This is a genomic window from Streptomyces sp. NPDC096310 (genome assembly GCF_044763125.1).
Lineage (GTDB): Bacteria > Actinomycetota > Actinomycetes > Streptomycetales > Streptomycetaceae > Streptomyces.
The window spans coordinates 18,321-44,258 of the sequence record NZ_JBIWFO010000030.1; the positions used below are offsets into that span (position 1 = coordinate 18,321).

General features: G+C 71.3%; 25 protein-coding genes. 8 read left to right on the plus strand and 17 right to left on the minus strand.

What is annotated here, in order from left to right:
- Nucleotides 1–8: 8 nt before the first annotated feature.
- Nucleotides 9–1,730, minus strand: a complete 1,722-nt coding sequence (locus tag ACIQ7D_RS33650) for a glycerol-3-phosphate dehydrogenase/oxidase (RefSeq protein WP_403944318.1) — start codon at nucleotides 1,728–1,730, stop codon at nucleotides 9–11.
- A gap of 336 nt (nucleotides 1,731–2,066) precedes the next feature.
- Here ACIQ7D_RS33650 and ACIQ7D_RS33655 point away from each other — a divergent pair, with 336 nt between their 5' ends.
- Together ACIQ7D_RS33655 and ACIQ7D_RS33660 are read left to right on the plus strand one after the other, a co-directional pair.
- Nucleotides 2,067–3,329 (plus strand): nucleotide sugar dehydrogenase, encoded by a 1,263-nt coding sequence (locus ACIQ7D_RS33655; protein WP_403944320.1) that lies wholly within the window; start codon nucleotides 2,067–2,069, stop codon nucleotides 3,327–3,329.
- A 153-nt stretch (nucleotides 3,330–3,482) separates the two neighbouring features.
- Nucleotides 3,483–3,971 carry a hypothetical protein gene (locus tag ACIQ7D_RS33660; RefSeq protein WP_403944321.1) on the plus strand — a complete coding sequence of 163 codons (489 nt, stop codon included), beginning with the start codon at nucleotides 3,483–3,485 and terminating at the stop codon, nucleotides 3,969–3,971.
- Nucleotides 3,972–4,142: 171 nt separating this feature from the next.
- On the opposite strand, the gene ACIQ7D_RS33665 is transcribed toward ACIQ7D_RS33660, so the two are convergent.
- From ACIQ7D_RS33665 to ACIQ7D_RS33680, 4 genes are all read right to left on the minus strand, one after another.
- Nucleotides 4,143–5,267, minus strand: a complete 1,125-nt coding sequence (locus tag ACIQ7D_RS33665; protein WP_403944323.1) for a GuaB3 family IMP dehydrogenase-related protein — start codon at nucleotides 5,265–5,267, stop codon at nucleotides 4,143–4,145.
- Nucleotides 5,268–5,404: 137 nt separating this feature from the next.
- Nucleotides 5,405–6,907: an IMP dehydrogenase gene (gene guaB / locus ACIQ7D_RS33670; protein ID WP_403944326.1), complete on the minus strand. Its 1,503-nt coding sequence runs from the start codon at nucleotides 6,905–6,907 to the stop codon at nucleotides 5,405–5,407.
- Nucleotides 6,908–7,073: 166 nt separating this feature from the next.
- Nucleotides 7,074–7,649, minus strand: a complete 576-nt coding sequence (locus ACIQ7D_RS33675; RefSeq protein ID WP_403944328.1) for a sigma-70 family RNA polymerase sigma factor — start codon at nucleotides 7,647–7,649, stop codon at nucleotides 7,074–7,076.
- A gap of 317 nt (nucleotides 7,650–7,966) precedes the next feature.
- Nucleotides 7,967–8,578, minus strand: coding sequence for a response regulator transcription factor (locus ACIQ7D_RS33680; protein ID WP_003948568.1), 612 nt, complete (start codon nucleotides 8,576–8,578; stop codon nucleotides 7,967–7,969).
- A gap of 424 nt (nucleotides 8,579–9,002) precedes the next feature.
- On the opposite strand from ACIQ7D_RS33680, the gene ACIQ7D_RS33685 reads away from it, so the two are divergent.
- Nucleotides 9,003–9,401, plus strand: a complete 399-nt coding sequence (locus ACIQ7D_RS33685; protein ID WP_403944330.1) for a WhiB family transcriptional regulator — start codon at nucleotides 9,003–9,005, stop codon at nucleotides 9,399–9,401.
- A 113-nt stretch (nucleotides 9,402–9,514) separates the two neighbouring features.
- On the opposite strand, the gene ACIQ7D_RS33690 is transcribed toward ACIQ7D_RS33685, so the two are convergent.
- On the minus strand, nucleotides 9,515–10,405 hold the full coding sequence (locus ACIQ7D_RS33690; RefSeq protein WP_403944415.1) for a LysR substrate-binding domain-containing protein: 891 nt from the start codon (nucleotides 10,403–10,405) through the stop codon (nucleotides 9,515–9,517).
- Between the two features lie 88 nt (nucleotides 10,406–10,493).
- On the opposite strand from ACIQ7D_RS33690, the gene ACIQ7D_RS33695 reads away from it, so the two are divergent.
- On the plus strand, nucleotides 10,494–11,168 hold the full coding sequence (locus ACIQ7D_RS33695) for an MOSC domain-containing protein (RefSeq protein WP_403944333.1): 675 nt from the start codon (nucleotides 10,494–10,496) through the stop codon (nucleotides 11,166–11,168).
- A gap of 81 nt (nucleotides 11,169–11,249) precedes the next feature.
- Nucleotides 11,250–12,023 carry an SDR family NAD(P)-dependent oxidoreductase gene (locus ACIQ7D_RS33700; RefSeq protein WP_403944336.1) on the plus strand — a complete coding sequence of 258 codons (774 nt, stop codon included), beginning with the start codon at nucleotides 11,250–11,252 and terminating at the stop codon, nucleotides 12,021–12,023.
- Nucleotides 12,024–12,223: 200 nt separating this feature from the next.
- On the opposite strand, the gene groL is transcribed toward ACIQ7D_RS33700, so the two are convergent.
- From groL to ACIQ7D_RS33720, 4 genes are all read right to left on the minus strand, one after another.
- Nucleotides 12,224–13,849, minus strand: a complete 1,626-nt coding sequence (groL, locus tag ACIQ7D_RS33705; RefSeq protein ID WP_329828696.1) for a chaperonin GroEL — start codon at nucleotides 13,847–13,849, stop codon at nucleotides 12,224–12,226.
- Nucleotides 13,850–13,951: 102 nt separating this feature from the next.
- Nucleotides 13,952–14,260 (minus strand): co-chaperone GroES, encoded by a 309-nt coding sequence (gene groES / locus ACIQ7D_RS33710; protein WP_023539274.1) that lies wholly within the window; start codon nucleotides 14,258–14,260, stop codon nucleotides 13,952–13,954.
- Between the two features lie 266 nt (nucleotides 14,261–14,526).
- The gene (locus ACIQ7D_RS33715) at nucleotides 14,527–14,862 is read right to left on the minus strand and encodes a hypothetical protein (protein ID WP_403944339.1); all 336 of its coding nucleotides are present in this window, start codon (nucleotides 14,860–14,862) and stop codon (nucleotides 14,527–14,529) included.
- A complete protein-coding gene (locus ACIQ7D_RS33720; protein ID WP_403944342.1) occupies nucleotides 14,859–15,890 on the minus strand; it encodes a polysaccharide deacetylase family protein in 1,032 nt (343 codons plus the stop codon). Before ACIQ7D_RS33720 ends, ACIQ7D_RS33715 begins: the two co-directional genes overlap by 4 nt.
- Before the next feature lie 92 nt (nucleotides 15,891–15,982).
- On the opposite strand from ACIQ7D_RS33720, the gene ACIQ7D_RS33725 reads away from it, so the two are divergent.
- Complete coding sequence (locus ACIQ7D_RS33725; protein ID WP_403944345.1) at nucleotides 15,983–17,278, plus strand: SAM-dependent methyltransferase; 1,296 nt, start codon at nucleotides 15,983–15,985, stop codon at nucleotides 17,276–17,278.
- Nucleotides 17,279–17,287: 9 nt separating this feature from the next.
- Here the strand turns inward: ACIQ7D_RS33725 and ACIQ7D_RS33730 are convergent, their stop codons facing one another.
- The 4 genes from ACIQ7D_RS33730 to ACIQ7D_RS33745 form a co-directional block, all read right to left on the minus strand.
- Nucleotides 17,288–17,665, minus strand: coding sequence for a hypothetical protein (locus tag ACIQ7D_RS33730; protein ID WP_403944347.1), 378 nt, complete (start codon nucleotides 17,663–17,665; stop codon nucleotides 17,288–17,290).
- A 71-nt stretch (nucleotides 17,666–17,736) separates the two neighbouring features.
- The gene (locus tag ACIQ7D_RS33735) at nucleotides 17,737–18,381 is read right to left on the minus strand and encodes a hypothetical protein (protein ID WP_403944349.1); all 645 of its coding nucleotides are present in this window, start codon (nucleotides 18,379–18,381) and stop codon (nucleotides 17,737–17,739) included.
- Between the two features lie 178 nt (nucleotides 18,382–18,559).
- On the minus strand, nucleotides 18,560–19,189 hold the full coding sequence (locus tag ACIQ7D_RS33740) for a hypothetical protein (RefSeq protein ID WP_403944352.1): 630 nt from the start codon (nucleotides 19,187–19,189) through the stop codon (nucleotides 18,560–18,562).
- A gap of 342 nt (nucleotides 19,190–19,531) precedes the next feature.
- A complete protein-coding gene (locus tag ACIQ7D_RS33745) occupies nucleotides 19,532–20,383 on the minus strand; it encodes a helix-turn-helix transcriptional regulator (RefSeq protein ID WP_403944354.1) in 852 nt (283 codons plus the stop codon).
- Between the two features lie 414 nt (nucleotides 20,384–20,797).
- On the opposite strand from ACIQ7D_RS33745, the gene ACIQ7D_RS33750 reads away from it, so the two are divergent.
- On the plus strand, nucleotides 20,798–21,337 hold the full coding sequence (locus tag ACIQ7D_RS33750) for an NUDIX domain-containing protein (protein WP_403944356.1): 540 nt from the start codon (nucleotides 20,798–20,800) through the stop codon (nucleotides 21,335–21,337).
- 140 nt (nucleotides 21,338–21,477) lie between these two features.
- On the opposite strand, the gene ACIQ7D_RS33755 is transcribed toward ACIQ7D_RS33750, so the two are convergent.
- Nucleotides 21,478–22,803, minus strand: a complete 1,326-nt coding sequence (locus tag ACIQ7D_RS33755) for an RNA polymerase sigma factor (protein WP_403944418.1) — start codon at nucleotides 22,801–22,803, stop codon at nucleotides 21,478–21,480.
- A 288-nt stretch (nucleotides 22,804–23,091) separates the two neighbouring features.
- Nucleotides 23,092–23,445 (minus strand): YciI family protein, encoded by a 354-nt coding sequence (locus ACIQ7D_RS33760; protein WP_403944359.1) that lies wholly within the window; start codon nucleotides 23,443–23,445, stop codon nucleotides 23,092–23,094.
- Between the two features lie 227 nt (nucleotides 23,446–23,672).
- Between ACIQ7D_RS33760 and ACIQ7D_RS33765 the strand changes: the two genes are divergently transcribed.
- Complete coding sequence (locus tag ACIQ7D_RS33765; RefSeq protein ID WP_403944362.1) at nucleotides 23,673–25,133, plus strand: ricin-type beta-trefoil lectin domain protein; 1,461 nt, start codon at nucleotides 23,673–23,675, stop codon at nucleotides 25,131–25,133.
- Between the two features lie 91 nt (nucleotides 25,134–25,224).
- Here the strand turns inward: ACIQ7D_RS33765 and ACIQ7D_RS33770 are convergent, their stop codons facing one another.
- Nucleotides 25,225–25,851: a TetR/AcrR family transcriptional regulator gene (locus tag ACIQ7D_RS33770; RefSeq protein WP_403944365.1), complete on the minus strand. Its 627-nt coding sequence runs from the start codon at nucleotides 25,849–25,851 to the stop codon at nucleotides 25,225–25,227.
- Nucleotides 25,852–25,938 lie beyond the last annotated feature (87 nt).

Below are 25,938 nucleotides of genomic sequence, written 5' to 3' on the forward strand. Positions count from 1 at the left end.
AGTCCGGCTCAGATGGGCACGATGTCCGGGGCTCCCAGCCGGGCCGCGTCGGCCGTCTGATCGTCCGGCTGGCGCTGCGACTCCCGCTCCGCCTCCACCCGCTTCTCGTAGTGCTCCACCTCCCGTTCGATCTGGTCCTTCTCCCACCCCAGCACCGGGGCCATCAGCTCCGCGCACTCCCGGGCGCAGCGCGTCCCCCGGTCGAAGGTCTCGATCGAGATGCGGGTCCGCCGCGTCAGGACGTCGTCGAGATGGCGCGCCCCTTCGTGTGAGGCCGCGTAGACCACCTCCGCGCGCAGATAGTCCTCCGCGCCGCCCAGCGGCTCACCGAGCCCCGGATCGGCGGCGATCAGCTCCAGCACCTCCTCGACCAGCGTGCCGTAGCGGTTCAGGAGGTGCTCCACGCGCGCCACATGGATGCCGGTGCTCTCCGCCATCCTGGCCCGCGCGTTCCACAGCGCGTGATAGCCCTCGGCGCCGAGCAGCGGCACGTCTTCCGTGACGCACTCCGCGACCCGCTGGTCGAGGCCGTGCACCGCCTCGTCCACCGCGTCCTTGGCCATCACCCGGTACGTCGTGTACTTGCCGCCGGCGACGACGACCAGGCCGGGCACCGGATGCGCGACCGTGTGCTCGCGCGACAGCTTGCTCGTCGCGTCGGACTCCCCGGCGAGCAGCGGGCGCAGCCCCGCGTACACGCCCTGGACGTCGTCCCTGGTGAGCGGGGTGTGCAGCACCGTGTTGACGTGTTCGAGCAGATAGTCGATGTCCGCGCTGGAGGCGGCGGGATGGGCCTTGTCCAGGTCCCAGTCCGTGTCCGTGGTGCCCACGATCCAGTGGCGGCCCCACGGGATGACGAAGAGCACGGACTTCTCCGTGCGCAGGATCAGCCCCGTGGTCGAGTGGATCCGGTCCTTGGGGACGACGAGATGGATGCCCTTGGAGGCGCGGACGTGGAACTGCCCGCGCTCGGCGATCAGCGCCTGGGTGTCGTCCGTCCACACCCCGGTCGCGTTGACGACCTGCTTCGCCCGGATCTCGTACTCCCCGGCCCCTTCCCGCGTCGAACTCTCCACGTCGCGCACCCGGACACCGACGACCCGCTCGCCCTCCCGCAGGAAGCCGACGACGCGCGCCCGGCTGGCGACCTGTGCGCCGTAGGTGGCGGCCGTGCGGACCAGGGTGGCCACATAGCGCGCGTCGTCCATCTGGGCGTCGTAGTACTGGAGGGCGCCGACCAGGGCGTCCTTCTTCAGGCAGGGCGCCACCCGCAGGGCGTGCCGCCGGGAGAGGTGGCGGTGGACCGGCAGGCCCCGGCCGTGCCCGGACGAGACGGACATCGCGTCGTACAGCGCGACGCCCGAGCCCGCGTAGAACCGCTCCCAGCCCTTGTGCTTCAGCGGGTACAGGAACGGCACCGGCTTGACGAGGTGGGGCGCCAGCTTCTCCAGCAGCAGCCCCCGCTCCTTGAGGGCCTCCCGCACGAGTGTGAAGTCGAGCATCTCCAGATAGCGCAGACCTCCGTGGATCAGCTTGCTCGATCTGCTCGATGTGCCGGACGCCCAGTCCCGCGCCTCCACGAGGCCGGTCGTCAGGCCCCGGGTCGCGGCATCGAGAGCGGTCCCGGCTCCGACCACCCCCGCGCCCACGACCAGTACGTCCAGTTCGCGCTCGGCCATCGCCGCGAGCGCTCGGGCGCGCTCCGCAGGCCCCAGTGTCGCTGTCCTCACCGCTTGCCTCCCGTCGTCCCCCCGTGGTCGGGCTCACGTCTCGATTCTGTCCGCACTCACCGACTTCAGCCACCGGCTGTGGATAACCCCGGCCGGACCCCCGCCCCGACCGGACCGCCACCGTCGAGCCCCCGCACCGCCACCGTCGAGCCCAGGCGCCGCGGCCACCCCACGGCGACCCCGCGACCGAGCGCACGGGCGACAGAACGAATCCCCCGGCCGCGCAATGCCGCATAACGGTCATATTTACGCCTAGTCTGACATTGCGCTCGCCCGTTCTGTCCACAGGGCTTGCGCTCACTGTCCACTCCGGCTAAGGGAAGGACGGCCACCGCCATGCCCGCAGATCTCGCCGTCATCGGACTCGGTCATCTCGGACTGCCCCTCGCCCAGGCCGCCGTAGCCGCCGGGATCCAGACCATCGGCTTCGACACCGACCCGCGCCCCGTCGCGGAGCTGGCCGCCGGCCACACCCCCGTCGACGGCCCGCTCGCCCCCTCCGACATCCGCAGGATGCTGGCCGGCGGTTTCCGGCCCACCACCAACCCGACCGAGCTGGGCCGGGTCCGTACCGCCGTGATCTGCGCGCCCACCCCCCTCGGCGCCGACCGCACCCCCGATCTGACCGCCCTCGGCGAGGCGGCCCGCGCGCTCGCCGCCAAGCTGCGCCCCCACACCACCGTGCTGCTGGAGTCGCCCGTCGCGCCCGGCACCACGGAGGGCTTCCTGCGCACCATCCTGGAGGAGGGCTCCGGGCTGCGCGCGGGCCGCGACTTCCACCTCGCGTACTCGCCGGGCCGGCTCGACCCCGGCAACCGCACCCACGGCTTCGCCAACACCCCCAAGGTCATCGGCGGCCTCACCCCCGCGTGCACCGAGTCCGCCGCCGCCTTCTACGGCCGGCTGACCGACAAGGTCGTACGGGCCCGGGGCCCGCGCGAGGCCGAGACCGTCAAGCTCCTCGAAACCAACTTCCGGCACGTCAACATCGCCCTCGTCAACGAGATGGCCGTGCTCTGCCACGACCTCGGCGTGGACCTCTGGGACGTCATCCGCTGTGCCGAGACCAAGCCCTTCGGCTTCCAGGCGTTCCGGCCAGGCCCGGGGGTCGGCGGCCACGGCGTGCCGTTGGACCCCGGCTGTCTGCCGCAGGCGGGCCGTACGCCCGGCCATCCGCTGCGGATGGTCGGCCTCGCCCAGGAGATCAACGACCGGATGCCGCAGTACGTCATCCAGCGCTGCGCCGCCCTCCTCAACGAGCACGGCAAGTCGGCGCGCGCGGCCCGGGTGCTGCTCCTGGGCGTCACCTACAAGCCGGACCTCGCCGACCAGCAGAGTTCACCGGCCACCGAGATCGCCTGCCGGCTGATGGATCTGGGCGCGGCGGTCAGCTACCACGATCCGTACGTCTCCGACTGGCGCGTACGCGAGCGGCCCGTACCGCGCGCCGACTCCCTCTACGAGGCCGCCGCGAACGCGGATCTGACGGTGCTGCTCCAGCACCACCGTACGTACGACCTCCAGGGCCTGGCGGTCAAGGCGCAGCTCCTGCTGGACACCAGGGGCGCGAGCCCGGCGGGCGCCGCGCACCGGCTCTGAGCCGCACGGAGCCCCGGCTCCGCGTCACACGGCCGCCGCCAGGCCGCTTCCTTCAGGGAATTACCGGGCCCGTTGTCGGAGCCGGCTGCTACTGTCCGGGGCTGTCGCGCGCAAGTCATGCCCGCGCCATTTTCCCTGGGGGGATGTTTCACCATGAGCCAGTCCGTTCCACCACCCGGCAACCCCTTCGCCCAGGGCGCCGTGCCGTCGGCGCCGTTCGCCCCTCCGCCCGCGCCCGCCCGTGACAACATCGCGCTCGGCCTGGCAGCGGCTGTGGTCACCGCTCTCGTCGCCGCCGGTGTCTACGGCGGGATCGCCGGGGCCATCGAGCGGGAGATCGGCTGGGCGGCCATCGGGGTGGGTTTCCTGATCGGGCTCGTCGCGGGCAAGGTGGGCGGCGCCAACCCCGTACTGCCGGTCGTCAGCGGCGCGCTGGCGCTGGGCGCCGTCTACCTCGGCCAGATCGTCGGCATCGCGATCATCGTCGCCAAGGAGCTGAACGTGTCCGCGACGGACGTCTTCCTCGACCACTTCGGTCTGCTGACCGACGCGTGGAACGAGGGCAAGGACGTCATGACGTTCCTCTTCTTCGCACTGGCCGCCTTCGCCGCGTTCTCGGGCGCGAAGAAGGCCACCTCCTAGAAGAGCCACTTCCTCAAGGAAGCCGCCTCCCGGAGGAAGCCGCCTCCTGGAAGAAGCCACGTCCTTAAGGCAGCCGCAGGAGGCGGCCTCACACGTACGGCGAGAAGGCCGCCTCCTCAAGGAAGCGGCCTTCTCTCGAACACGCCTTCATACGTCCCGGCAGGACGGCGTTCAGCGGCGGTGCTGCGAGTCCGCGACCGTCACCTCGACACGCTGGAACTCCTTCAGCTCGCTGTAACCGGTCGTCGCCATCGCCCGCCTCAGAGCGCCGAAGAAGTTCATCGACCCGTCCGGGATGTGCGAGGGGCCCGTCAGGACCTCCTCCGTCGTGCCGACGATGCCCAGGTCCACCAGCTTGCCGCGCGGCACGTCCTCGTGGACGGCCTCCATGCCCCAGTGACGCCCCTTGCCCGGCGCGTCCGTCGCCCGTGCCAGCGGGGAGCCGATCATCACCGAGTCCGCGCCGCACGCGATCGCCTTGGGCAGGTCGCCGGACCAGCCGACGCCGCCGTCCGCGATGACGTGCACGTACCGGCCGCCGGACTCGTCCATGTAGTCGCGGCGGGCCGCCGCGACATCCGCGACCGCCGTCGCCATCGGCACCTGGATGCCCAGCACGTTACGGGTGGTGTGCGCCGCGCCGCCGCCGAAGCCGACCAGCACGCCCGCCGCGCCCGTACGCATCAGGTGCAGGGCCGCGGTGTACGTGGCGCAGCCGCCGACGATGACCGGGACGTCCAGCTCGTAGATGAACTGCTTCAGGTTGAGCGGCTCGGCGGCCCCCGAGACATGCTCGGCGGAGACCGTCGTACCGCGGATGACGAAGATGTCGACCCCGGCGTCCACGACGGCCTTGGAGAACTGAGCCGTGCGCTGCGGCGAGAGCGCGGCGGCCGTGACGACGCCCGAGTCGCGCACCTCCTTGATGCGCCGGCCGATCAGCTCTTCCTTGATCGGCTCGGCGTAGATCTCCTGGAGCCTGCGGTTCGCGCTCGACTCGTCCAGTTCGGCGATCTCGTCGAGCAGCGGCTCAGGGTCCTCGTACCGGGTCCACAGACCCTCCAGGTTGAGGACGCCCAGACCGCCCATCTCGCCGATGCGGATGGCGGTGCGCGGCGAGACCACGGAGTCCATCGGCGCGGCCAGGAACGGCAGCTCGAACCGGTAGGCGTCGATCTGCCAGGCGATCGAGACCTCCTTCGGGTCCCGGGTGCGCCGGCTGGGGACGACGGCGATGTCGTCGAAGGCGTACGCCCTGCGGCCGCGCTTGCCGCGCCCGATCTCGATCTCAGTCACGATGTGTGGCCTTTCCCTCTACGTCTGCCGTCCCAGTATCCCCGTATCCCCGCGGTCACTCCTCAGGGAGGACCGCGCGAGGCCGCGCCCTCGGGCGGCGCGCCCGAGGGTGCGGCCTTCACCGTCCGGGTACGGCGTCAGCGGCCCGTGTAGTTCGGCGCCTCGACCGTCATCTGGATGTCGTGCGGGTGGCTCTCCTTGAGGCCCGCCGACGTGATCCGTACGAAGCGGCCCTTGCGCTCCATCTCGTCGATGGAGGCGGCGCCCACGTACCCCATCGTCTGGCGCAGTCCGCCGACGAGCTGGTGCAGTACGGCGGAGAGGGGGCCGCGGTAGGGGACCTGGCCCTCGATGCCCTCGGGGACGAGCTTGTCGTCGGAGGCGACCTCGCCCTGGAAGTAGCGGTCCTTCGAGAAGGAGCGGCCCTGGCCGCGCGACTGCATCGCGCCGAGCGAGCCCATGCCGCGGTACGACTTGAACTGCTTGCCGTTGATGAACTGCAGCTCGCCCGGCGACTCCTCGCACCCGGCGAGCAGGCTGCCGAGCATGACCGTGCCGGCCCCGGCCGCGAGCGCCTTGCCGATGTCGCCGGAGTACTGGAGGCCACCGTCGCCGATGACCGGGATCCCGGCGGCCTGGCACGCCACGGCCGCCTCGTAGATCGCCGTGACCTGCGGCACGCCGATGCCGGCGACGACGCGGGTCGTACAGATCGAGCCGGGGCCCACGCCGACCTTGACGCCGTCCACACCCGCGTCGATCAGCGCCTGGGCGCCGTCCCGGGTGGCGACGTTGCCGCCGATGATGTCGACGGCGACCGACGACTTGATCTTGGACATCCAGCTCAGCGCGTTGCTGTTGTGGCCGTGCGAGGTGTCCACCACGAGGAAGTCGACGCCCGCCGCGACCAGCGCCTGGGCGCGCTCCAGCGCCTCCGGGCTGGCGCCGACGGCCGCGCCGACGAGCAGCCGGCCCTCGGCGTCCTTGGCCGCGTTCGGGTACTTCTCGGCCTTGACGAAGTCCTTGACCGTGATCAGGCCCTTGAGGATGCCCGCGTCGTCGACCAGCGGCAGCTTCTCGATCTTGTGACGGCGCAGGAGCTGCATGGCGTCCACGCCGGAGATGCCGACCTTGCCGGTGACCAGCGGCATCGGGGTCATGACCTCGCGCACCTGGCGCGTACGGTCCGCCTCGAAGGCCATGTCACGGTTGGTGACGATGCCGAGCAGCTTGCCCGCGCGGTCGGTGACCGGGACGCCGCTGATCCGGAACTTGGCGCAGAGCTGGTCCGCCTCGGTGAGCGTCGCGTCCGGGTGGACCGTGATCGGGTCGGTCACCATGCCGGACTCGGAGCGCTTCACCAGGTCGACCTGGTTGGCCTGGTCGGCGATGGAGAGGTTGCGGTGCAGCACCCCGACGCCGCCCTGCCGCGCCATGGCGATCGCCATGCGGGACTCGGTGACCTTGTCCATCGCCGCGGAGAGCAGCGGGATGTTCACCTTGACGTTCCGCGAGACCAGAGACGCGGTGTCCACCTGGTTCGGCAGCACTTCCGAGGCGCCCGGCAGCAGCAGCACGTCGTCGTATGTCAGCCCGAGCGTCGCGAACTTCTCGGGCACTCCGTCGACGTTTGCAGTCATGACACCTTCCCCAAATGGCCTTGATCGGTGCGGATGTCCATGCTAACGGCCTCTGCGGGCCTCTCATTCCACGCTTGAGATCACCGATCCGGCTTTGTACGTTCGTACGGCGAACGGCCGCGTACGCGGACGCGTGCGCGGGGAGTGCGCCCGGGACGCGTCCCGGTCACTGTCCCGCGAGCGCCCGCAGCCGGCTCAGCGCGCGGTGCTGGGCGACCCGTACCGCTCCCGGGGACATGCCCAGCATCTGTCCGGTCTCCTCCGCGGTGAGCCCGACGGCGACCCGCAGCACCAGCAGCTCGCGCTGGTTCTCCGGCAGGTTGGCCAGCAGTTTCTTGGCCCATTCGGCGTCGCTGCTGAGCAGCGCGCGCTCCTCGGGCCCCAGGGAGTCGTCGGGCCGCTCGGGCATCTCGTCGGACGGTACGGCCGTGGATCCCGGGTGCCGCATGGCAGCCCGCTGGAGGTCGGCGACCTTGTGTCCGGCGATGGCGAAGACGAACGCCTCGAAGGGCCGTCCGGTGTCGCGGTAGCGCGGCAGCGCCATCAGTACGGCGACGCAGACCTCCTGTGCGAGGTCCTCGACGAAGTGGCGCGCGTCACCCGGCAGCCGGTTGAGTCTCGTACGGCAGTAACGCAGCGCGAGCGGGTGGACGCGGGCCAGAAGGTCGTGCGTGGCCCGTTCGTCACCGTTGACGGCGCGGTGAACGAGCGCACCAATCACCGTGGGCTCGTCTTCGCGCATCGGTCCATGGTGCCTTGGCGGCTGTTGATCGGTGGCACTGCGTCCGTAGTTGTGCACCGAAGCGTTATGAGCGGGTGCGGCAGAACTCATTTCCTGCGCTCTCCCCTCGCGCTCGTCCGACTCGTCCCCGTGGAAGTCCACATCTCAAGGATGCGGCATTGCGCGGGAAACGGGTGTGTACGGACGTACGTTGCCTCACCCGGCGCCCGGAAACCACCACGTACCGTCCGGAACGCCGCCCTTCGCGACCGCCCGGAACGCCACCTCGCCCGCCGTCGGGAACCGTCGGCGGGCGAGGGGTCAGGACCGGTCGTACGTCAGCGGACCAGCCCCCACCGGAAGCCGAGCGCCACCGCGTGTGCCCGGTCGGAGGCGCCGAGTTTCTTGAAGAGCCGCCGGGCGTGCGTCTTGACCGTGTCCTCGGAGAGGAACAGCTCACGGCCGATCTCGGCGTTGGAACGGCCGTGGCTCATGCCTTCGAGCACCTGGATCTCACGCGCCGTGAGCGTGGGCGCCGCGCCCATCTCGGCCGACCGGAGCCGACGCGGGGCGAGCCGCCAGGTCGGGTCGGCGAGCGCCTGGGTGACCGTCGCGCGCAGCTCGGCACGCGAGGCGTCCTTGTGCAGATAGCCGCGGGCCCCGGCGGCGACCGCGAGCGCGACCCCGTCCAGATCCTCCGCGACCGTGAGCATGATGATCCGGGCGCCGGGATCGGCCGAGAGCAGCCGGCGGACGGTCTCGACCCCCCCGAGCCCGGGCATCCGCACGTCCATCAGAATGAGATCCGACCGATCGGCACCCCAGCGGCGGAGGACTTCCTCGCCGTTGGCCGCGGTCGTCACGCGCTCGACACCGGGCACGGTCGCGACCGCGCGGCGGAGCGCCTCTCGGGCAAGCGGGGAGTCGTCGCAGACGAGGACGGATGTCATGACCGTCCTCCGCAGCTAGTGCGCGTCACCTTGAGCCTCCAGGCTGGGTACATATCGTCACCTGTGCGATTGACGCTCTCGGACATGTGCCCGATCGCTCATTCTCTCAACCGCCTCGCACATTCAACGACGGTCACTCGAAAGAGTTACGGGTCCGGCAGCCTACTTCGGCACTCCCCGTAAGGAGTCGCACACGGAGGAGAGCGGCGGTAAGTCTTCCGGTGCCCAGTGGAAGCTATGCCCCATTTAGCGGCTTTTCTTCACTTTTGCTGGTGTCTGTGGCTAGATTCGCAATGAGTCATATTTACATCTACTTACATAGTAGATGTACGGTCGGGAGCACCGGTGCGGTACGCGCCGGGCTCGTACCCGGCGTCCAAGCGGCGCGTATCCGCCTCAGCACGGTTTCAAGGGGACATGAGCAATGGCAGATTTCTCCCGCCTTCCCGGACCGAACGCAGATCTGTGGGACTGGCAGCTCCTCGCAGCTTGTCGTGGTGTGGACAGTTCGCTCTTCTTCCACCCGGAGGGGGAAAGGGGCGCGGCACGAAGCGCGCGTGAGAACTCGGCGAAAGAGGTGTGCATGCGATGCCCGGTCCGCGCGGAGTGCGCGGCGCACGCGCTGGCGGTACGGGAGCCGTACGGCGTGTGGGGCGGGTTGACCGAGGACGAGCGTGAGGAGCTGATGGGGCGGGCTCGCTCCCGGCTGATCACGGCGCACGCCTCCGCGCCGTCCACGGCGTCGGCCTCGGCACCGGCTTCCGCGGGCGCGCCGGGGCCGGGCGGGGGCGCGGGTCCCGGGGGGCATCAGGGGATGGACTGAACTCGGCCTCTCCTCAAGGAAGAAACGTTTCCGCACGCCTCCGGTACGCTCCCTGTACGCCTCCACCCCGCCTCCAGCCCCTCCGCGGAGGCGCATGTCCGCATGTCCGCGGCTCAGCGCGCGGCGGCGCTGGTGAGCTGGTCCAGCATGGCCGCGACGGCCGGGACCCGCGCCAGGTCCGGCAGCGTGAGCGCGACGATCTCCCGCTCCACGGACGGTTCGACCCTCAGCGCCCGCACGCCTTCGGTACGGACCGACTCCATCGCCAGCTCCGGCAGCATCGCCACCCCGAGCCCGGCCGCGACCAGTCCGACCACCGCCGGGTAGTCGTCGGTCGCGAAGTCGATCCGGGGCGTGAACCCCGCCGCCCCGCAGGCGTCGACGAGCTGGGTACGGCAGCGCGGGCACCCCGCGATCCACGGTTCGCCGGCGAACGCACCGAGCGCGGCGCCGTCCGCGTCCGCGAGCCGGTGGCCCTCGGGGACGAGGACCACGAGCCGGTCCTTGAGCAGCGGCCGGACGGCCAGGTCCTCCCATTCCGTACCGGAGTCGCCGTACCGGAACGCCAGTGCCACCTCGCAGTCGCCGTCCCGCAGCATCGCCGCCGAACTGGGCGGCTCGGCCTCGACGAGTGAGACGCGGGTGCCGGGATGGGCGGCGCGCAGGGCCGCCAGCGCGGTGGGGACGAGGGTGGAACTGCCGCTCGGGAAGGAGACCAGCCGGACCCGGCCCGCGCGCAGCCCGGCGATGGCGGCCATCTCCTCCTCCGCCGCGGTGAGTCCGGCGAGGATGCCGGTCGCGTGGCGTACGAGCGCTTCACCCGCCTGGGTCAACCGCGTCTCGCGGCCGGTGCGGACGATCAGCGGGGTGCGGCCGGAGGTTTCCAGCGCCTTCATCTGCTGGCTGACGGCGGGCTGCGTACAGCCGAGCTCGCGGGCGGCGGCCGAGAAGGAGCCGGTGGCGGCCACGGCGCGCAGCACGCGGAGATGGCGGGCCTCGATCATTCCTCGCATGTCCTGAATATAAGTGATCCTTGGGGGTATCGATCATTATTGAGTGGATCACTTGTGCGGGGGTGGTTAGCGTGTGGCCATGAATCTTCTGACCGTGAATGTGGGACGGCCCCGGGCCGTGGAGTACACGGACGCGCCGGGCGGTGCGACGGGGATCGACAAGCGCCCGGTCGAGGGCCCCGTCCGGGTGACCGACCCGGGCGCCAAGGGCGAGGGGGCGAGCGGGCTCTCCGGGGACGCGGTCTGTGATCTGCGCCATCACGGCGGCACCGACCAGGCGGTGTACGCGTTCGCGCGGGAGGATCTCGACTTCTGGGAGCGTGAGTTGGGGCGGCCGCTCCCCAACGGCACCTTCGGCGAGAATCTCACGACGTCCGGTCTCGACATCATGAACGCGCGGATCGGGGAGCGCTGGCGGGTCGGTTCCGAGGTGGTGCTGGAGACGACGAGCGGGCGGATTCCGTGCCGTACGTTCCAGAGCTGGCTGGGCGAGAAGGGCTGGGTCAAGCGCTTCACCCGGGAGGCGGTGACCGGTGCCTATCTGCGGGTCATCACTCCGGGCGAGATCCGCGCGGGTGACCCGATCGAGGTGGTTCACCGCCCGGACCACGAGGTGACGGTGGGCCTGGCGTTCCGGGCGGTCACCACGGAGCGGGAGTTGCTGCCACGTGTCCTGGCGGCCGGAGAGGCGTTGCACGGGGAGGAGTTGAGGATCGCACGGGAGTATGTGGAGAAGCACGGCGAGCGCGGGTAGGTCCGGTCGGCGTCCGGTGAGCGCGGCGGACGGTTCTGGACGGGGCCGGGGCCGCCGCGGCGCAGGCACTACCGTGCGCGTATGACGACTGCTCTGATTACGGGCTCGACGGCGGGCATCGGCGCCGCCTTCGCGCGACGGCTGGCGGCGGACGGGCACAATCTCGTGCTCGTCGCCCGCGACACCGAGCGCCTGCGCGACCAGGCCACCGAACTGCACGACCTGCACGGCATCGAGGCCGAGGTGCTGACCGCCGACCTGTCGACGGAGGCCGGGATCGGGGCGGTGGAGAAGCGGCTCTCGGATGCCAAGCACGCGGTGGATCTGCTGGTCAACAACGCGGGCTTCGCCAACAAGGGCCGTTTCCTCGATGTGCCGATGGCCGATGAACTGACGATGCTGAAGGTGCACTGCGAGGCGGTGCTGCGGCTGACGTCGGCCGCGGTCGGCGGCATGAGGACGCGCGGGCGGGGCGGGGTCGTCAATGTGGCGTCGGTCGCCGCGTTCGTGCCGCGCGGGACGTACGGCGCGTCGAAGGCGTGGGTCGTGCAGTTCACCCAGGGGGTGTCGCGGGATCTGGCGGGGTCGGGGGTACGGCTGATGGCGCTGTGCCCCGGTTTCGTACGGACCGAGTTCCATGACCGGGCCGGGATGGGCACGGACAACATCCCGGGGTGGATGTGGCTGGACGCGGACAAGCTGGTGACGGCCGCGCTGGCCGATCTGGCGCGCGGGAAGACCGTGTCCGTACCGGATCCGCGGTACAAGGCGCTGATGGGTGTGGTGAAGTTGACCCCGCGCGGGCTGCTCGGCGGGGTCACGTCGAAGACGGGCCGCAAGTACGGCCCGCAGTAGGAGCGGGCGTCACCGGCACCGGCGCTACGGGGTCACCGGCACCAGCGCCAACGGGGCGCGGACACCGGCGGTAAAGAATCACCGGCGCCGACGGTAAGAGGATCGCCGGCACCACAGCAACAGCGAGGCCCGGCACCCCTTCCGGGGTACCGGGCCGGCTGTGCGTCGCGGGCGAGCCGCGTCGGGTTCAGCCGTGGGACTCAGTGGCTGTGGCCGTGGCCGCCGTGGCCCGCGTCGGCCTCTTCCTCGGCCGGCTTCTCGACGACCAGGGTCTCGGTCGTGAGCAGCAGCGCGGCGATGGAGGCGGCGTTCTCCAGGGCGGAGCGCGTGACCTTGACCGGGTCGATGACACCGGCCTTCACCAGGTCGACGTACTCGCCGGTGGAGGCGTTGAAGCCGTGGCCCTTGTCCAGCTCCGCCACCTTCGAGGTGATGACGTAGCCCTCAAGGCCGGCGTTCTCGGCGATCCAGCGCAGCGGCTCGACGACGGCGCGGCGGACGACGGCGACACCGGTGGCCTCGTCGCCCTCCTTGCCGAGATTGCCCTCCAGCACCTTGGCGGCGTGCACCAGGGCGGAGCCACCACCGGAGACGATGCCCTCCTCGACCGCGGCGCGGGTCGCGGAGATGGCGTCCTCCAGACGGTGCTTCTTCTCCTTCAGCTCCACCTCGGTGGCGGCACCGACGCGGATCACGCAGACACCGCCGGCCAGCTTCGCGAGGCGCTCCTGGAGCTTCTCACGGTCCCAGTCGGAGTCCGTGGACTCGATCTCGGCCTTGATCTGGTTGACGCGGCCGGTGATCTCGTCGGCGGCACCCGCACCGTCGACGATGGTCGTGTCGTCCTTGGTGACGGTGACGCGGCGGGCGGAGCCCAGCACGTCCAGACCGGCCTGGTCGAGCTTGAGGCCGACCTCCTCGGCGATGACGGTCGCACCGGTGAGGGTGGCGATGTCGCCGAGCATGGCCTTGCGGCGGTCACCGAAGCCGGGGGCCTTGACCGCGACCGCGTTGAACGTGCCGCGGATCTTGTTGACGACGAGGGTGGAGAGCGCCTCGCCCTCGACATCCTCGGCGATGATCAGCAGCGGCTTGGAGCTGCCGCCCTGGATGACCTTCTCCAGCAGCGGGAGCAGGTCCTGGATCGAGCCGATCTTGCCCTGGTGGATCAGGATGTACGGGTCGTCGAGGACGGCCTCCATACGCTCCTGGTCGGTCACCATGTAGGGAGACAGGTAGCCCTTGTCGAAGGCCATGCCCTCGGTGAAGTCCAGCTCCAGACCGAAGGTGTTGGACTCCTCGACGGTGATGACACCGTCCTTGCCGACCTTGTCCATCGCCTCGGCGATCAGCTCGCCGACCTGCTCGTCCTGCGCGGAGAGCGCGGCGACGGCGGCGATGTCGGACTTGTCGTCGATCGGGCGGGCGGTCGCGAGCAGCTCGTCGGAGACGGCCTTGACCGCGGCGTCGATGCCCTTCTTCAGGGAGGCCGGGGAAGCGCCCGCGGCGACGTTGCGCAGACCCTCGCGGACCAGCGCCTGGGCCAGCACGGTGGCGGTGGTGGTGCCGTCACCCGCGATGTCGTTGGTCTTGGTCGCCACCTCCTTCACGAGCTGGGCGCCCAGGTTCTCGTACGGGTCGTCGAGCTCGACCTCGCGGGCGATCGTGACACCGTCGTTGGTGATGGTGGGGGCGCCGAACTTCTTGTCGATGACGACGTTGCGGCCCTTGGGGCCGATCGTCACCTTCACCGTGTCGGCAAGCTTGTTGACGCCGCGCTCAAGGGCGCGACGGGCGTCCTCGTCGAACTTCAGGATCTTCGCCATGGGAGCTTCTCTGTCCTCTCAAATGAGCTGCGCCCCTGTCCACCCGGCATTCGCAGGGGGGCCAGGGGCGCAGCTCAAAAGCAAAAGTAAATCTTGGGTGAGTTACTTCTCGATGATCGCGAGCACGTCGCGAGCCGAGAGGACGAGGTACTCCTCGCCGCTGTACTTCACCTCGGTGCCGCCGTACTTGCTGTACAGAACGACATCGCCGACGGAAACGTCGAGCGGAAGCCGCTCGCCGTTCTCGAAACGGCCCGGGCCCACGGCCAGGACGACGCCCTCCTGGGGCTTCTCCTTGGCGGTGTCCGGGATAACCAGGCCAGAGGCCGTGGTCTGCTCGGCGTCGAGCGGCTGGACCACAATGCGGTCCTCGAGCGGCTTGATGGCAACCTTGGTGCTGGCGGTCGTCACGATCCGACCTCCCCCTTCGGAGATCTCACGGGGTTAACTGTCTGAGGGTGGCGACCAGATGGACCCGTCGTCGCGGGTGCCGGATCCGTCAGTCGCGCTTTGGCACTCTCCAGTGGGGAGTGCCAGGTCTGACACTATGGCCGCGATTAGCACTCGGTCAAGCGGAGTGCCAATACAGATCGTCGCGGCGTGCCCTCCGAGGGGGAAACGCCGGCGAAAGGGGCATCGTTCCGTACGCACGTACGGGCCTTGGGCGTACGTGCGGTTCAGTCGGTACGGGGCGCTTCCCCGGCCGGTGTCCCGCGCACGACCCCGTGGACCGCGCCCCGGCACTTCGCCGTTCTGGCCCCGGTCCGTCCCGGCGGCGCGGGGCGCCCGCAGTCCCGGCGTACGACCACGGCGCGCGCGACCGGCTCGGGCGCCCCCGAGGCCGTCCCCGAGCTCGCCCGGACCTCGTGGACCTCCCGCGCCTCACGGGGTGCGACTTTCTCCGCCGCCTTGCGCCCGAGCCGTTCGATGGGGTCCACCGACTGCGCACAGCCGGCGGTCAGGAGCGCACCGGCCGCCAGCACTCCGGCCAGCAGCCGGTGCCCGGGTCTCATACGTAGTCCTCCAGCCTGGCCACGGCGTACCCCTTGTCCGTGATCACCTTCATGGCGTGCCGGATCATGTCGGGCATGGTGCCCTTCCAGTCCTCGCGGCCGCGGAAGTGGGTGAGGACGATGTCGCCGGGATGCAGGTCCCGGTCCCACTCACGCCACTCCATGTGGTCGGGGTAGGCCTCGGCGGTCCACAGCGGCACGGCCCGTACGCCGCAGCTCTTGGCGGCCCGCAGCGTGTCGTGGTTGTAATTGCCGTACGGCGGCCGGAAGAGCGTGGGCCGCTTGCCGTACCGCTTGGCCAGCTTGTCCTGCTGGTCGCAGATCTCGGTGCGCTGCTCCTCGTAGGAGAGCCCGGGCAGGTAGGGGTGGTTGAGCGTGTGGTTCTGGATGGTGACCCCGCGGTCCTGCATCTGCTTGAAGTAGCCGTAGTTGTCGTTGATGACGTAGTCGCTGAGGAAGGCGGTGTACGGGATCTTCAGCTCGGTCATCATCCGCAGCAGGTCGGGGTCCTTCTCCGAACCGTCGTCCATCGTCAGGAAGACGACCCGGTCCTTGACGGGGACCGTGGTGAAGACGGGCGGCAGGTTCTCGCCCTCCTCCTCGTCCTCGATCTCGAAGCCCTTCCGGTTGGTGATCTCCGGCTTGACGGCGGGCGCGGGGGGCGCGGCCAGGGGTGTACTGGCGAGCCCCCACTTCTTCGCCGCGACGGCGCGCGCGGCCTGTGTGCGGCGCGTCTGCTCGGCGTACGAGAGCGTCCCCGCGCCGCCCTCCTGCTGCCCGTGGGGCGCGCCGGGAGCCGCCTGGCCGTGTTCGCCGGACTCACCGTGCTCGCCGGGCCTGCCGTGCCCCACCGGTCCTCCGGGCCCGCCCGCCCCGGAGGCGCAGCCCGAGGCGACCGCGGCGACGAGCAGCGCCGCCAGGGCGGCGGCGTACCGGCCGCCGCGCCGGGACCGGATGTTCCGGGGTGCCGTGGTGGCGATGCGCACCCCGACCACTTCCTTTTGTTCCTTTTGTCTTACTAGCTGCATGGCGCCGCATCCTGTCAGCGCACGGCGCCCCCGCCAGGACGACACCGCCGCCCGACGCACACCAACCCCCCGCCTGGCCCACAATGGACCGGATGACCGACCGCGCCTCTTCCCCCGCCCCCGTCTCGCCGCTCGCGCCCCTGCTCTCCCCCGAGGGCCAGGCCCTCCTCGCCGAGCTGCGCGACCACGACCCCGCCGGGGAACTCGCCCTCGCGACCCGGCTGCGCCGCGACCACCCGGCCGAGCTGGTCTCGGCGGCGCTGGCCCAGGCGCGGCTGCGCCAGCGCGCGGTCGCGAAGTTCGGCGCGGCGGACGCGTACCGCATGTACTTCACGCCGAACGGCGTCGAGCAGGCCACACGCGGCCCGGTCGCCGCCTACCGGGCGGCCAGGTTCCGTACCCTCGCGGCGGCCGAGGGCGGCAACGCGCCCCGGATCACGGACCTCTGCTGCGGCATCGGCGGCGACGCGATCGAGCTGGCGCGGGCGGGCTTCGCCGTCTCGGCCGTCGATCTCGACCCGCTGACCTGCGAGATGGCCCGTACGAACGTACGCACCCTGGCCCCCGGCGGCCCGCCCGCGACCGTGACGCGCGCGGATGTCCTGGAGTACGACCTGACCGGGGCCGGAACCCTCTTCATCGACCCGGCGCGGCGCGGCGGCCGGGGCAGGATCTTCGACCCGGAGGCCTACTCGCCACCGCTGTCCTGGGCGGTGGACGCGGTACGGCGGGTGGGCACGGGAGCGATCAAGATCGCGCCGGGCATCCCGCACGAGCTGGTCCCGGACGACTTCGAGGCGGAGTGGATCTCGGACGGCGGCGACGTCAAGGAGGCGGTGCTCTGGTATGCGGGGGAACGCCCCCGGGACGCGGCCTCCTCGTCGCCCCCTCCCGTCACCCCCGGCGCCCGCCGCGCCACCCTCCTCTCCGCCCGCACCTCCCCCACCGCCTTCGTCACCCTCGCGGGACGCGGCCTGCCCGACCCGCCCGTCCGTACGGTCGGACGCTTCCTGTACGAGCCGGACGGCGCCGTCATCCGCGCGCATCTCGTCGCGGAGGTCGCCGACGAACTGGACGGGCGGCTGATCGACGAGACGATCGCGTACCTCAGCGCCGACGCGCTGCGCCCCACCCCGTACGCCACCGCCTACGAGATCACCGACGAACTCCCCTTCAACCTCAAGAAGCTCAAGGCGCTGCTGCGCGCCCGCGAGGTCGGTGTCCTGACGGTGAAGAAGCGCGGCTCGGCGGTGGAACCGGAGGAACTCCGCCGCCGCCTCAAACTCAAGGGCCCGCACGCGGCCACGGTCTTCCTGACCCGCGTGGCCGGCGCCCCGACCATGCTCCTTGGCCACCCGGCCACCGCGACAGGAGGCTCACCGGAATAGCCGGGGCGGTCAGCCCAGGTCCGTCAGTTCGTCCGCGTAGATCTGGGAGAGCGGCTGCGGGCCGACGTACTGCTGGCAGTTGCACTGTCTCAGCTCGTAGCGCAGCGGCTTCTTGTTCTCGTCCCACTCCGTCGGGGCCTCGACCTCCTCATGGCACTTGCCCTGGCGGTCGTGTTTCGCCAGGTGGTGCGAGCAGCCGCAGACGGGGTCCGGGAGTTTCTGGGCCTCTTCCAGGGCCTGCCGTTCGGCCTGGCGCTCGCTCTCCGCGAGTTTGAGGCGTTCGATACGTCGTTCGTGCCGGGTCTTGAGCGCGGTCCTGCCCGTGTCGGCCACCCAGCCGAAGCCGCCCACGATGAAGAAGACGAAAATCCACCAAAGCCAGTCCATCCGCCGCCCCTTACCCCTGAATGGCGCATGCGTACCCTCCTCAGGATAGGACCGCGGGCGTAGGAACCGCCTCAGCGATGCGCGCCTCCGCCCCGGCGGGCCGGCACCGGATTCTGGAACGGCGCTGACCAGCGGCGCTGCAAGAGCGACTGGGCGAGGCCGACAACTCCGGTGAGCAGGACCGTCGCCCCGAGGCCGGTCAGATATGTCGTACCGCTCACCTTCGACGCCTTCGACGATGCCTCGGCCAGGGCGAGGCCCATCACGCACGCGCCCGCCAGGCACAGCGCCACCGACGGCAGCAGCCACAGCACCGACCTCCGGTGCGCCAGGGACTGCGCCTCGCTCACGGGCGCGGGGTCGAGGTCCGCCCACTCCTCCAGCCGCCGCCGGATGACGCGGCCCTGGTTCAGCCAGAATCCGAGGGCCACCGCCGCGGGGACCAGCAGGACCGCCGCGAGGACCAGCGCCACGACTCCGGCCACAGGGTCGAAGCCGCCCTCGCCGAAGCTCTGGACGGCCAGCCCGACGCATGCCCAGCCCAGCACGGCGACCGCCCCCAGCAGCCACAGCAGCAACAACCGCACGATCCCCAGCGCACGTCTGCTCAGCTCCGCCAGGGCCAGGGACCGGTCGGCGAGGCGTGCCGCGTCGTCGGGCCAGTCGCGCAGTTCCTCGGGCGGCGGGGACGGTGGCAGGGGCCGGCGGGTGATCATGCGGCAGAGGGTAGCGGGACGATCCGGCGCCGCTCCGTCCGGGAGTCCGTCCGACCGGGACGCGCGGTGGCTCCGGGCAGCGGGCCCGGGGCGGGGGCGCGGGTACGGGGCGCGGGTACGGGGTGCGGGGTGCGGAGGCGGAGCACGCGCGCCGGACCGACGCGGCGGCCGACTCCTCTCAGCGGTCAGCCGCCGGTCCGACCAGCCGCAGCGCCCAGCGGTAGTGCCCCACCGCACGCGCCACCCCGGTCAGCCCCGCGATCCACAGCAGGGTGCCCGCCCCCATCGCGTACGTGACCTCCGCGTACGTGTCCTCGCCCCGCACGGCGTTGGCCGGGACGACGAACGCGATCCACAGCCCGGCGGCGCCCGCCGCGAACGAGGTCAGCAGCCAGCTCAGGCTGCGCCCCGGCATCCGCAGCCGCGCATCGCCCTCGGGGTCGCTGTCCAGCTCCGCCCACCGGGTCATCAGCCCGCGCATCACGCGCTCCTTGCGGACCGACAGGCCGAGGAAGACCCCCGCCGGGATCAGCGCGCCCAGCCCGAGCGCCAGGAGGGGCACGGTGAGCACGGCGCTGATCGGATCCATGCCGTCGGCGAGCGCCACCAGTACGCCGCCGACCAGCGCCCACCCGAACTGCACCCCCAGTACCAGCAGCCAGAAGACCACCAGCGCGGCCGGCCCGAGGCTGCGTCCGCCGAGATACGCGAGCACCCCGGCGCGGTCCGCGAGCAGCGCCGCCCGGTCGGGCCAGGAGCGCAGATGCGCGGGGGGTGGCGGGGGCGGCAGCGGCCTGCGGCGTGACATGTGCACGAGGCTACCGACCCGGGCGGGGCGCGCCCGCGCCGAGGTCCGCCGCGGGTCCCGGGGCGTCGTTGGACGTCGGGGCGTCGGGAGCGTCGGGGCCGTCCGCCGGGATGCGCGACCGTACTGAGCGCCGGCGTCTATCCCTATCCGCCGGCCCTGTCCTGGCCGACCGGGCGGCCGGGCCTCCTGGTGCCCGGCCTCGTGACGCCGGTCCTCCTCATCGCCTCCAGCGTCCTGGTCGTCGGCGCACACGCCCAACTCGGCGCACTTTCCCTGCTCATGAAGGGCGAACACCTGCCGCCGGGCACGGAACGGACAGGCACGGCGTCCCGGCTGAGGCCGTCACCGGCTCTCCCGGAGAAGGTCCCGGATGTACGCCCGCGAGGCCGGCGGCGGCAGGGCCGCGGCCGTGAACTCGTCCCACACCCGCTCGTACACCCGCACGTCGGTCCCCTTCTCCAGCAGCGTCCCGCCGGTGACATGCTCCAACCACGCGATGTCGACGGACGGTTCGCCCCGCAGCGAGAAGAGCGTGAACGGTGTGTACTGGTCGGCCGGGATCGCCGCGTCGAGGGGCAGGATCCGCAGGTCGACGGTGGCGCGCCCGCCCATGTCCAGCAGATGTTCGAGCTGCTCCCTGACCACGTCCCGGGACCTGCTGATGCGGTGGAGGACGGACGCCTCGACGATCGCGCACAGCCGGAAGTCCTGCTGGGGGCCGAGGAGTTCCTGCCGCTTGGTCCGGGTCCCGATGTACGGGGAGATGTCCTGCGCCGGGAAGCGGGCCTCGAAGATCTCCCGCATGTACGCGCCGGTCTGGAGCAGCCCGGGCAGCACCGCCGGATCGTACTCGCGCACCAGGTCGGAGTCGGCCTCCAGCGTGAGGTAGTCCCGGAGCGAGTCGTGGAGCCGCGGGTCCTCGCCGCTCCACCAGTCCACCTTGTGGATCTCCCTGGCGAGCCGTTTGATGCTCGCGATGTACGCCGCGTCGTCGATCCCGTAGAACTCCAGCAGGACCGTCAGATCGAGCGGCCTTATGCCGCGCTTGCCGTTCTCGATCTGCGAGATCTTCGGCTGCCCGCACTGGAGCTTGTCGGCGATGTCCTGGACTTTGTATGCCCGTTCGAGGCGGAGTCGTTTCAACTCGTTGCCGAGCCGCCTGCTGCGCACGGTGGGCATGTCACTGTGAGCCATGCACCCATCGTGACGTGCCGCCGCTCCGCGCAGAGATGTCTTCGCGGCGGATTCACTCGTCAGAAGGAAGCACCAGTGGAATATCTTGCCCCGCGAGGAGAATCGATTTCGCCGCGCATCTGGACGGACTGGGACGTATCCGCGATGAACTGGTAGAAACGGGGGCGTCATGACAAACACGCCGGTGGCCGCCGTGGCCTCCTCGTCACATCGACCGAGGCCCATCTGTCCGTCACCGTCAGTGATTTCGCTACGGCCGTTCCAGCGAAGTGAGCCTGTTCCTCCACGGCGGAGGACGGCGGAGGGCTGATGCTGATCGAGGAGCCGACCGAGCACCGGGAGGGACCGCTGCCGGGTCCCGGTCCGGGCCCGGTTCCGGGTCCAGGTCCGAGAGCGCAAGGAGTTGAGGTGACCGTGGCTGTCGAAGCGAGCGCCATCATCAAGGAGTTGAACCACTACCTGCTTGGCCACCCTGACGAGACGTCGTCGACGATGCCCCTGTTCGACGCGTTGCTGGACCACTCCAGGCAGGGCGTGTGCCTGCATCACGGGAGCTGTCCGGTGGTCAGGGCGGGTGCCATCCTGATGGACGAGCAGGGGCGGGCGCTCGCCCTGCGGTACGGCGACGCCTGGGGGTTCGCCGAGGGAGCCCCCGACCCGGGGGACCAGTCGCTCAGCCGCACCGCGACCCGGGTGCTGGAGGAGTTCGCGGGCGTGCAGAACGTCTGGACGGCGCCCGGCGAGGAGGGCCCGATCCTGGTCGACGCCTCGCCCGCCGCGCCCGAGGACGGGCGCCGCACCCGGTACGGCTTCCGCTACCTCTTCCGGGCGCACTCCCGCGTCCTGGTCCCCGCGATGACCGCGCTGGGCCGGGCGCGCTGGACCTCGCTGGACGAGATCGGGCCGCCGCTGCTGCGTACGCGGCTGAAGGACCGGCTGGCGGTGTCGAGATGAGCCCGACCGCACAGCAAGTCGCCTACGTACTGGCCGTATTGGCGCTGGGCGGTTCGCTGGCGCTGGCGATCTGGCGTAGCTGACCGGTCCGACAGATCTGACAGGTTCGACGGGTCCGACGGGCTACGGGTCCGACGGGGTTACGGGGTCTCCCGCGCCCCGGGCGCGCCGAGTTCGGCGGCGCGGCGTCCGAGCAGGTCGCGCTCGCGTTCGTTACGGGTGAGCCCGGCCGCCCGTTCGAACTCGGCGCGCGCCTCGTCCGGGCGCCCCAGCCGGGCCAGCAGGTCTCCCCGGACGCTGGGGAGCAGGTGGTACGTCTTCAGCGCCGGGTCGTCGGCGAGGGCGTCGACCAGCGCGAGCCCGGCCGCCGGGCCCTCGGCCAGGGAGACGGCGACGGCCCGGTTGAGTTCGACCACCGGGGAGGGCGTGAGCGCGGCGAGCCGGCCGTACAGGACGGCGATAGCGGACCAGTCGGTCTCCTCGTACGTCACCGCGCGGGCGTGGCAGGCGGCGATGGCCGCCTGGAGGGCGTACGGACCGGGCGGGGCGCCTGTACGCGCGGCGAGGGAGCCCGCGTGGGTGAGGGCGGCGAAGCCGCGCCGGACGAGGAGCTGGTTCCACCGGGACCGGTTCTGGTCGGCGAGCAGGACGGGCGCGCCGTCCGGTCCCGTACGGGCGGGCGTCCTGGACGCCTGGAGCTCCAGCAGGGCGGCGAGCGCGTGCACCTCCGGCTCGTCGGGCATGAGCCCGGCGAGCACTCGGGCCAGGCGCAGCGCGTCCTCGCAGAGGCCGGGGCGCAGCCAGTCGTCGCCGGCGGTGGCCGAGTAACCCTCGTTGAAGACCAGGTAGATGACCTCCAGGACGGAGGAGAGGCGCGCCGCGCGCTCGGCGCCGTACGGCACCTCGAACGGCACGCCGGCCCGGGCGAGGCCGCGCTTGGCGCGCACGATGCGCTGGGCGACGGTCCCCTCGGGGGCGAGGAAGGCGCGGGCGATCTCGTCGGTGGTGAGTCCGCCGAGGAGGCGCAGGGTGAGGGCGATACGGGCCTCGGTGGAGAGGACGGGGTGACAGGCGGTGAAGATGAGACGGAGGAGGTCGTCGTCGATGTCCTCCCCGTCCCCGCCGATGTCTCCGCCGCCCGCGCCGGCCGGCGCCGCGTCGGGGGTCTCGGGTCCGGGGTCGTCCGCCAGGGCGCGGCCGACCTCGGCGAGCTTGCGGGCATAGGTCTCGCGGCGCCGGACGAGATCGATCGCCCGGTGCCTGGCGGTGGCCATGAGCCAGGCTCCCGGCCGGTCCGGTACGCCGGACTCGGGCCACCGCTCCAGCGCGGCGACGAGGGCGTCCTGCGCGATCTCCTCGGCGATGCCGATGTCGCGGACGACGCGGGCCACCGCCGCGATGATCTTCGCGGACTCGATCCTGAAGACGGCTTCCACGGCGCGGTCCGCCTGGGCGGCGCGGTCCACGTGGTCCGCGCCGTCGGCGTGGTCCGCACGGGCCGCGTGATCCGCACGGGCCGCGTGATCCGCACGGGCCGCGTGATCCGCGCCGTCGTCACGCCCGGTGCGGTCGGCACGGCCGATGCCGCCGGCACCGCCGGTGCGGTCGACGCCGCCGTTCCCGTCAACCCCGCCGTCGCCGTCCGCGTGCTCCGCCGCGGGCCGCCCGTCCGGTCCGTGTGCCCCGTCTGCCCTCACGGGCACCCATCAGAGCACACCCGCCGGACGGGGGCGCGGCGAACCCTCGCCGGAGGGTTACTCCGCGATCTGCCGGACCTCGCAGGTGATGTCGAACTCTTCCTCGTGCACCTCCACGAAGCGCCGCGCCCACTCGACGGCCTCGGCCTTGTCCTTCGCCTGAAGAAGCGCGTACCCGCCGATGACCTCCTTGGACTCGGTGAACGGCCCGTCGGTGACGGTGATCTTCCCGCCGTCCTGACGGATCCGCACCCCGTCGGAGGTCGGCGTCAGACCGGCGGTGTCGAGCATGACCCCGGCCTTGGTGATCTCCTCCAGCAGCGCCCCCATGCGCTGCTGGAGCTCGGGGCTGGGGCCGCCCGCGGGCGCGGTGGTCTCGTCGATACGGATCATGGAGAGATAGCGCGGCATGGTGACTCCTCGGGTTGGGGCGGGCCGTTTCCCGCCTCTCACCTCTTACGTCGAACGGGAGGCGGCCGGATCGACACACGCCGGGAAATCTTTCGAAGATCTTTTGAACCTGTCCTGGAACGCGGGCGCGCCGGTGCTCCTTCGGGCAGGGCGCGACGCCCTCCCGGTCCGCGATCGTGCCCCTGGGCCGCTGCTCATCGTGCCCGCCCGCCTCTAGGGTCGGCAGTGTGAGCCTATGGACTTCCCTCGAACCTGCATCGACGACCATGGACGCGGGCGCGGCCAGATCCGTGACGCTGCGGCTGCGCAACACCGGTGACGTCGTCGACGAGTACCACTTCGTCCCGGTCGGCGACCTCGCGCCGTACGCCACCGTCGAGCCCACCTCCCTGCGGCTCTACCCCGGCACCACCGGTACCGTCGCCGTCACGTTCGCGCCGCCGCGCACCCCCGACTCCGCGGCGGGACCTCACCCGTACGGGATCCAGGTCGTGCCCACGGAGCATCCGGACGCCACGACGGTGGCCGAGGGCAACATCACCATCACGCCCTTCACGGAGCTGCGCGCCGAACTCGTGCCGCCGACCGTCAAGGGCCGGTTCCGGGGCCGGCCCAAGCTCGCCGTGGACAATCTCGGCAACGTCAAGCTCACCGCGTCCGTCAGCGGCAGTGACAACGGTGACCAGCTCTCGTACGAGATCCTGCCCGGCAGCGTCCAGATCGAGCCGGGCCGCGCCGCGTTCATCAAGACGACGCTCAAGCCCCGTCAGATCACCTGGGCGGGCCAGAAGCAGGAGCGCCCGTACACGCTGGACATCCGCAGGTCGGGCGCCGAGCCCACACCGGTGGACGGGGTGTACGTGCAGCGCGGCGTCCTGCCGTACTGGCTGATGACGGTGCTGAGTCTGCTGCTGGTGCTCACCATCACCGGGCTGATCATGTGGTTCAACTACAAGCCCGCCGTGCGGAGTCTGGCCAAGGAGAAGGTCGAACCGGTCGCCGCCCACAGCATCAAGCCCTCCGAGCCCGCGGCACCGAAACTGCCCGAGGCGCCCACCGCGCCGAAGACCCCGGAGCAGCCGGCGGCGCCCTCGGACGACGGGGACGGCGGCGGCGAGAAGGACTCCGGAGGGGGCGAGAAGAAGGAGAAGAAGGACCCGGCGTCGCGTACCCGCGTCCAGATGAGGGACATCCGGACGGACAAGTGCGCCGACATCCTCGGCCGCGAGAAGGGCGCCGTGGACGGGCCGGTCCAGCACTCGCTCTGCAACCCTCCGGACGAGGACAACCAGTTGTGGAACCTTGAGGTGCGCTACAAGAACCAGAGCCCCAAGGGGACCAGCCTGTTCCAGATCAGGAACGCCACGGACGAGCTCTGCATGGACCTGGGCGGCTACGAGGGCGTGGCGTCCGGAACGCCCATCGGCGAGTTCCACTGCGACGGCACCAAGAGCGACAACCAGCTCTGGTGGCTCGACCGCCAGCCCAACGACGGCGACACCCTGTCCCACTACTGGATACGCAACGTCGCCAGCGACAACATGTGCCTGAAGCTGAAGCGGTTCGACGCCAACGTGGACGACTACGGCAAGGACGCGGCGCTCGTGGTCATGAAGTGCACCGAGGGCGACGGCGGGGCCTGGAAGTTCATCACGGAGGAGCGGGCCAAGGAGCTGGCACAGGGCTGAGGCCCGGGGCGCCGGCGCTCCACGGCCCCGGGCCGCCGGCCACGGCCCCGGGCCGCCGGCCACGGCCCCGGTCAGCCGGGCCCGGCCCCGGTCAGCCGGGGCCGTGGAGCGCGCCCAGCGCCGTACCCAGACCGTCCGACGTAAGGGGCTCGCCCGGCAACGGGCGGGCCCCTTCCGCGCGCAGGCCGTCCAGGAAGAGCGCGAGCAGCCGCCGCCAGGACCCGGGCACGGCCGTCTCCGCCGCCGGTACGGCACGGCCCAGCGCCGCCAGAGCGAAGAGCACGTCCTCGACGGACACGTCGTCGCGTACGGTGCCGTCCCGGCGGCACCGCGCCAGCAGGGCGTCGACCGTCGCGGCGTTGTGGAGGTGCAGCGCCTCCAGTGTGGGGACGCCCTCCATGGCCGTCGTCATCAGGTCCGTGACACCCCGGTCCGTGGCCAGCCCGGCGAAGGTGCGCTCCAGATAGGCCGTCAGCCCCGCCCACGGGTCCGCCGCCCGCCGGGCGCGCTCCCCGGCCTCGATGGTCGCGGCGAGCCCTTCGCCGAAGACGGCCTCGATCAGCGCGGCGCGGTCGGGGAAGCGCCGGTAGAGCGTGGCGTTGCCGACCCCGGCCCTGCGGGCGATCACGTCGAGCGGGGCCTCCACGCCCTGCTCGGCGTAGACCGCGCGGGCGGCGGCGATCACCCGCTCCCGGTTGCGCTGTGCGTCCTGTCTCACGGCCGTACCGTACCCCGGGCCGTACCCCGGGCCACCCAAGCGTGGACCACTCCCCACTTCCTGTTATCGTCGGAACCGCTAAGTGGG

Excerpts from the sequence above, each read along its gene's own strand:
- ACIQ7D_RS33715 (WP_403944339.1), bottom strand. The coding sequence starts at position 14,862 with ATGAGACCCGGGCACCGGCTGCTGGCCGGAGTGCTGGCGGCCGGTGCG.
- ACIQ7D_RS33675 (WP_403944328.1), bottom strand. The coding sequence starts at position 7,649 with ATGCGCGAAGACGAGCCCACGGTGATTGGTGCGCTCGTTCACCGCGCC.
- ACIQ7D_RS33680 (WP_003948568.1), bottom strand. The coding sequence starts at position 8,578 with ATGACATCCGTCCTCGTCTGCGACGACTCCCCGCTTGCCCGAGAGGCG.
- guaB (WP_403944326.1), bottom strand. The coding sequence starts at position 6,907 with ATGACTGCAAACGTCGACGGAGTGCCCGAGAAGTTCGCGACGCTCGGG.
- ACIQ7D_RS33695 (WP_403944333.1), top strand. The coding sequence starts at position 10,494 with ATGAATCTTCTGACCGTGAATGTGGGACGGCCCCGGGCCGTGGAGTAC.
- ACIQ7D_RS33655 (WP_403944320.1), top strand. The coding sequence starts at position 2,067 with ATGCCCGCAGATCTCGCCGTCATCGGACTCGGTCATCTCGGACTGCCC.
- ACIQ7D_RS33660 (WP_403944321.1), top strand. The coding sequence starts at position 3,483 with ATGAGCCAGTCCGTTCCACCACCCGGCAACCCCTTCGCCCAGGGCGCC.
- ACIQ7D_RS33690 (WP_403944415.1), bottom strand. The coding sequence starts at position 10,405 with ATGATCGAGGCCCGCCATCTCCGCGTGCTGCGCGCCGTGGCCGCCACC.
- groL (WP_329828696.1), bottom strand. The coding sequence starts at position 13,849 with ATGGCGAAGATCCTGAAGTTCGACGAGGACGCCCGTCGCGCCCTTGAG.
- ACIQ7D_RS33760 (WP_403944359.1), bottom strand. The coding sequence starts at position 23,445 with ATGCCGCGCTATCTCTCCATGATCCGTATCGACGAGACCACCGCGCCC.
- ACIQ7D_RS33720 (WP_403944342.1), bottom strand. The coding sequence starts at position 15,890 with ATGCAGCTAGTAAGACAAAAGGAACAAAAGGAAGTGGTCGGGGTGCGC.
- ACIQ7D_RS33730 (WP_403944347.1), bottom strand. The coding sequence starts at position 17,665 with ATGGACTGGCTTTGGTGGATTTTCGTCTTCTTCATCGTGGGCGGCTTC.
- ACIQ7D_RS33685 (WP_403944330.1), top strand. The coding sequence starts at position 9,003 with ATGGCAGATTTCTCCCGCCTTCCCGGACCGAACGCAGATCTGTGGGAC.
- ACIQ7D_RS33740 (WP_403944352.1), bottom strand. The coding sequence starts at position 19,189 with ATGTCACGCCGCAGGCCGCTGCCGCCCCCGCCACCCCCCGCGCATCTG.
- ACIQ7D_RS33745 (WP_403944354.1), bottom strand. The coding sequence starts at position 20,383 with ATGGCTCACAGTGACATGCCCACCGTGCGCAGCAGGCGGCTCGGCAAC.
- ACIQ7D_RS33700 (WP_403944336.1), top strand. The coding sequence starts at position 11,250 with ATGACGACTGCTCTGATTACGGGCTCGACGGCGGGCATCGGCGCCGCC.
- ACIQ7D_RS33735 (WP_403944349.1), bottom strand. The coding sequence starts at position 18,381 with ATGATCACCCGCCGGCCCCTGCCACCGTCCCCGCCGCCCGAGGAACTG.
- ACIQ7D_RS33725 (WP_403944345.1), top strand. The coding sequence starts at position 15,983 with ATGACCGACCGCGCCTCTTCCCCCGCCCCCGTCTCGCCGCTCGCGCCC.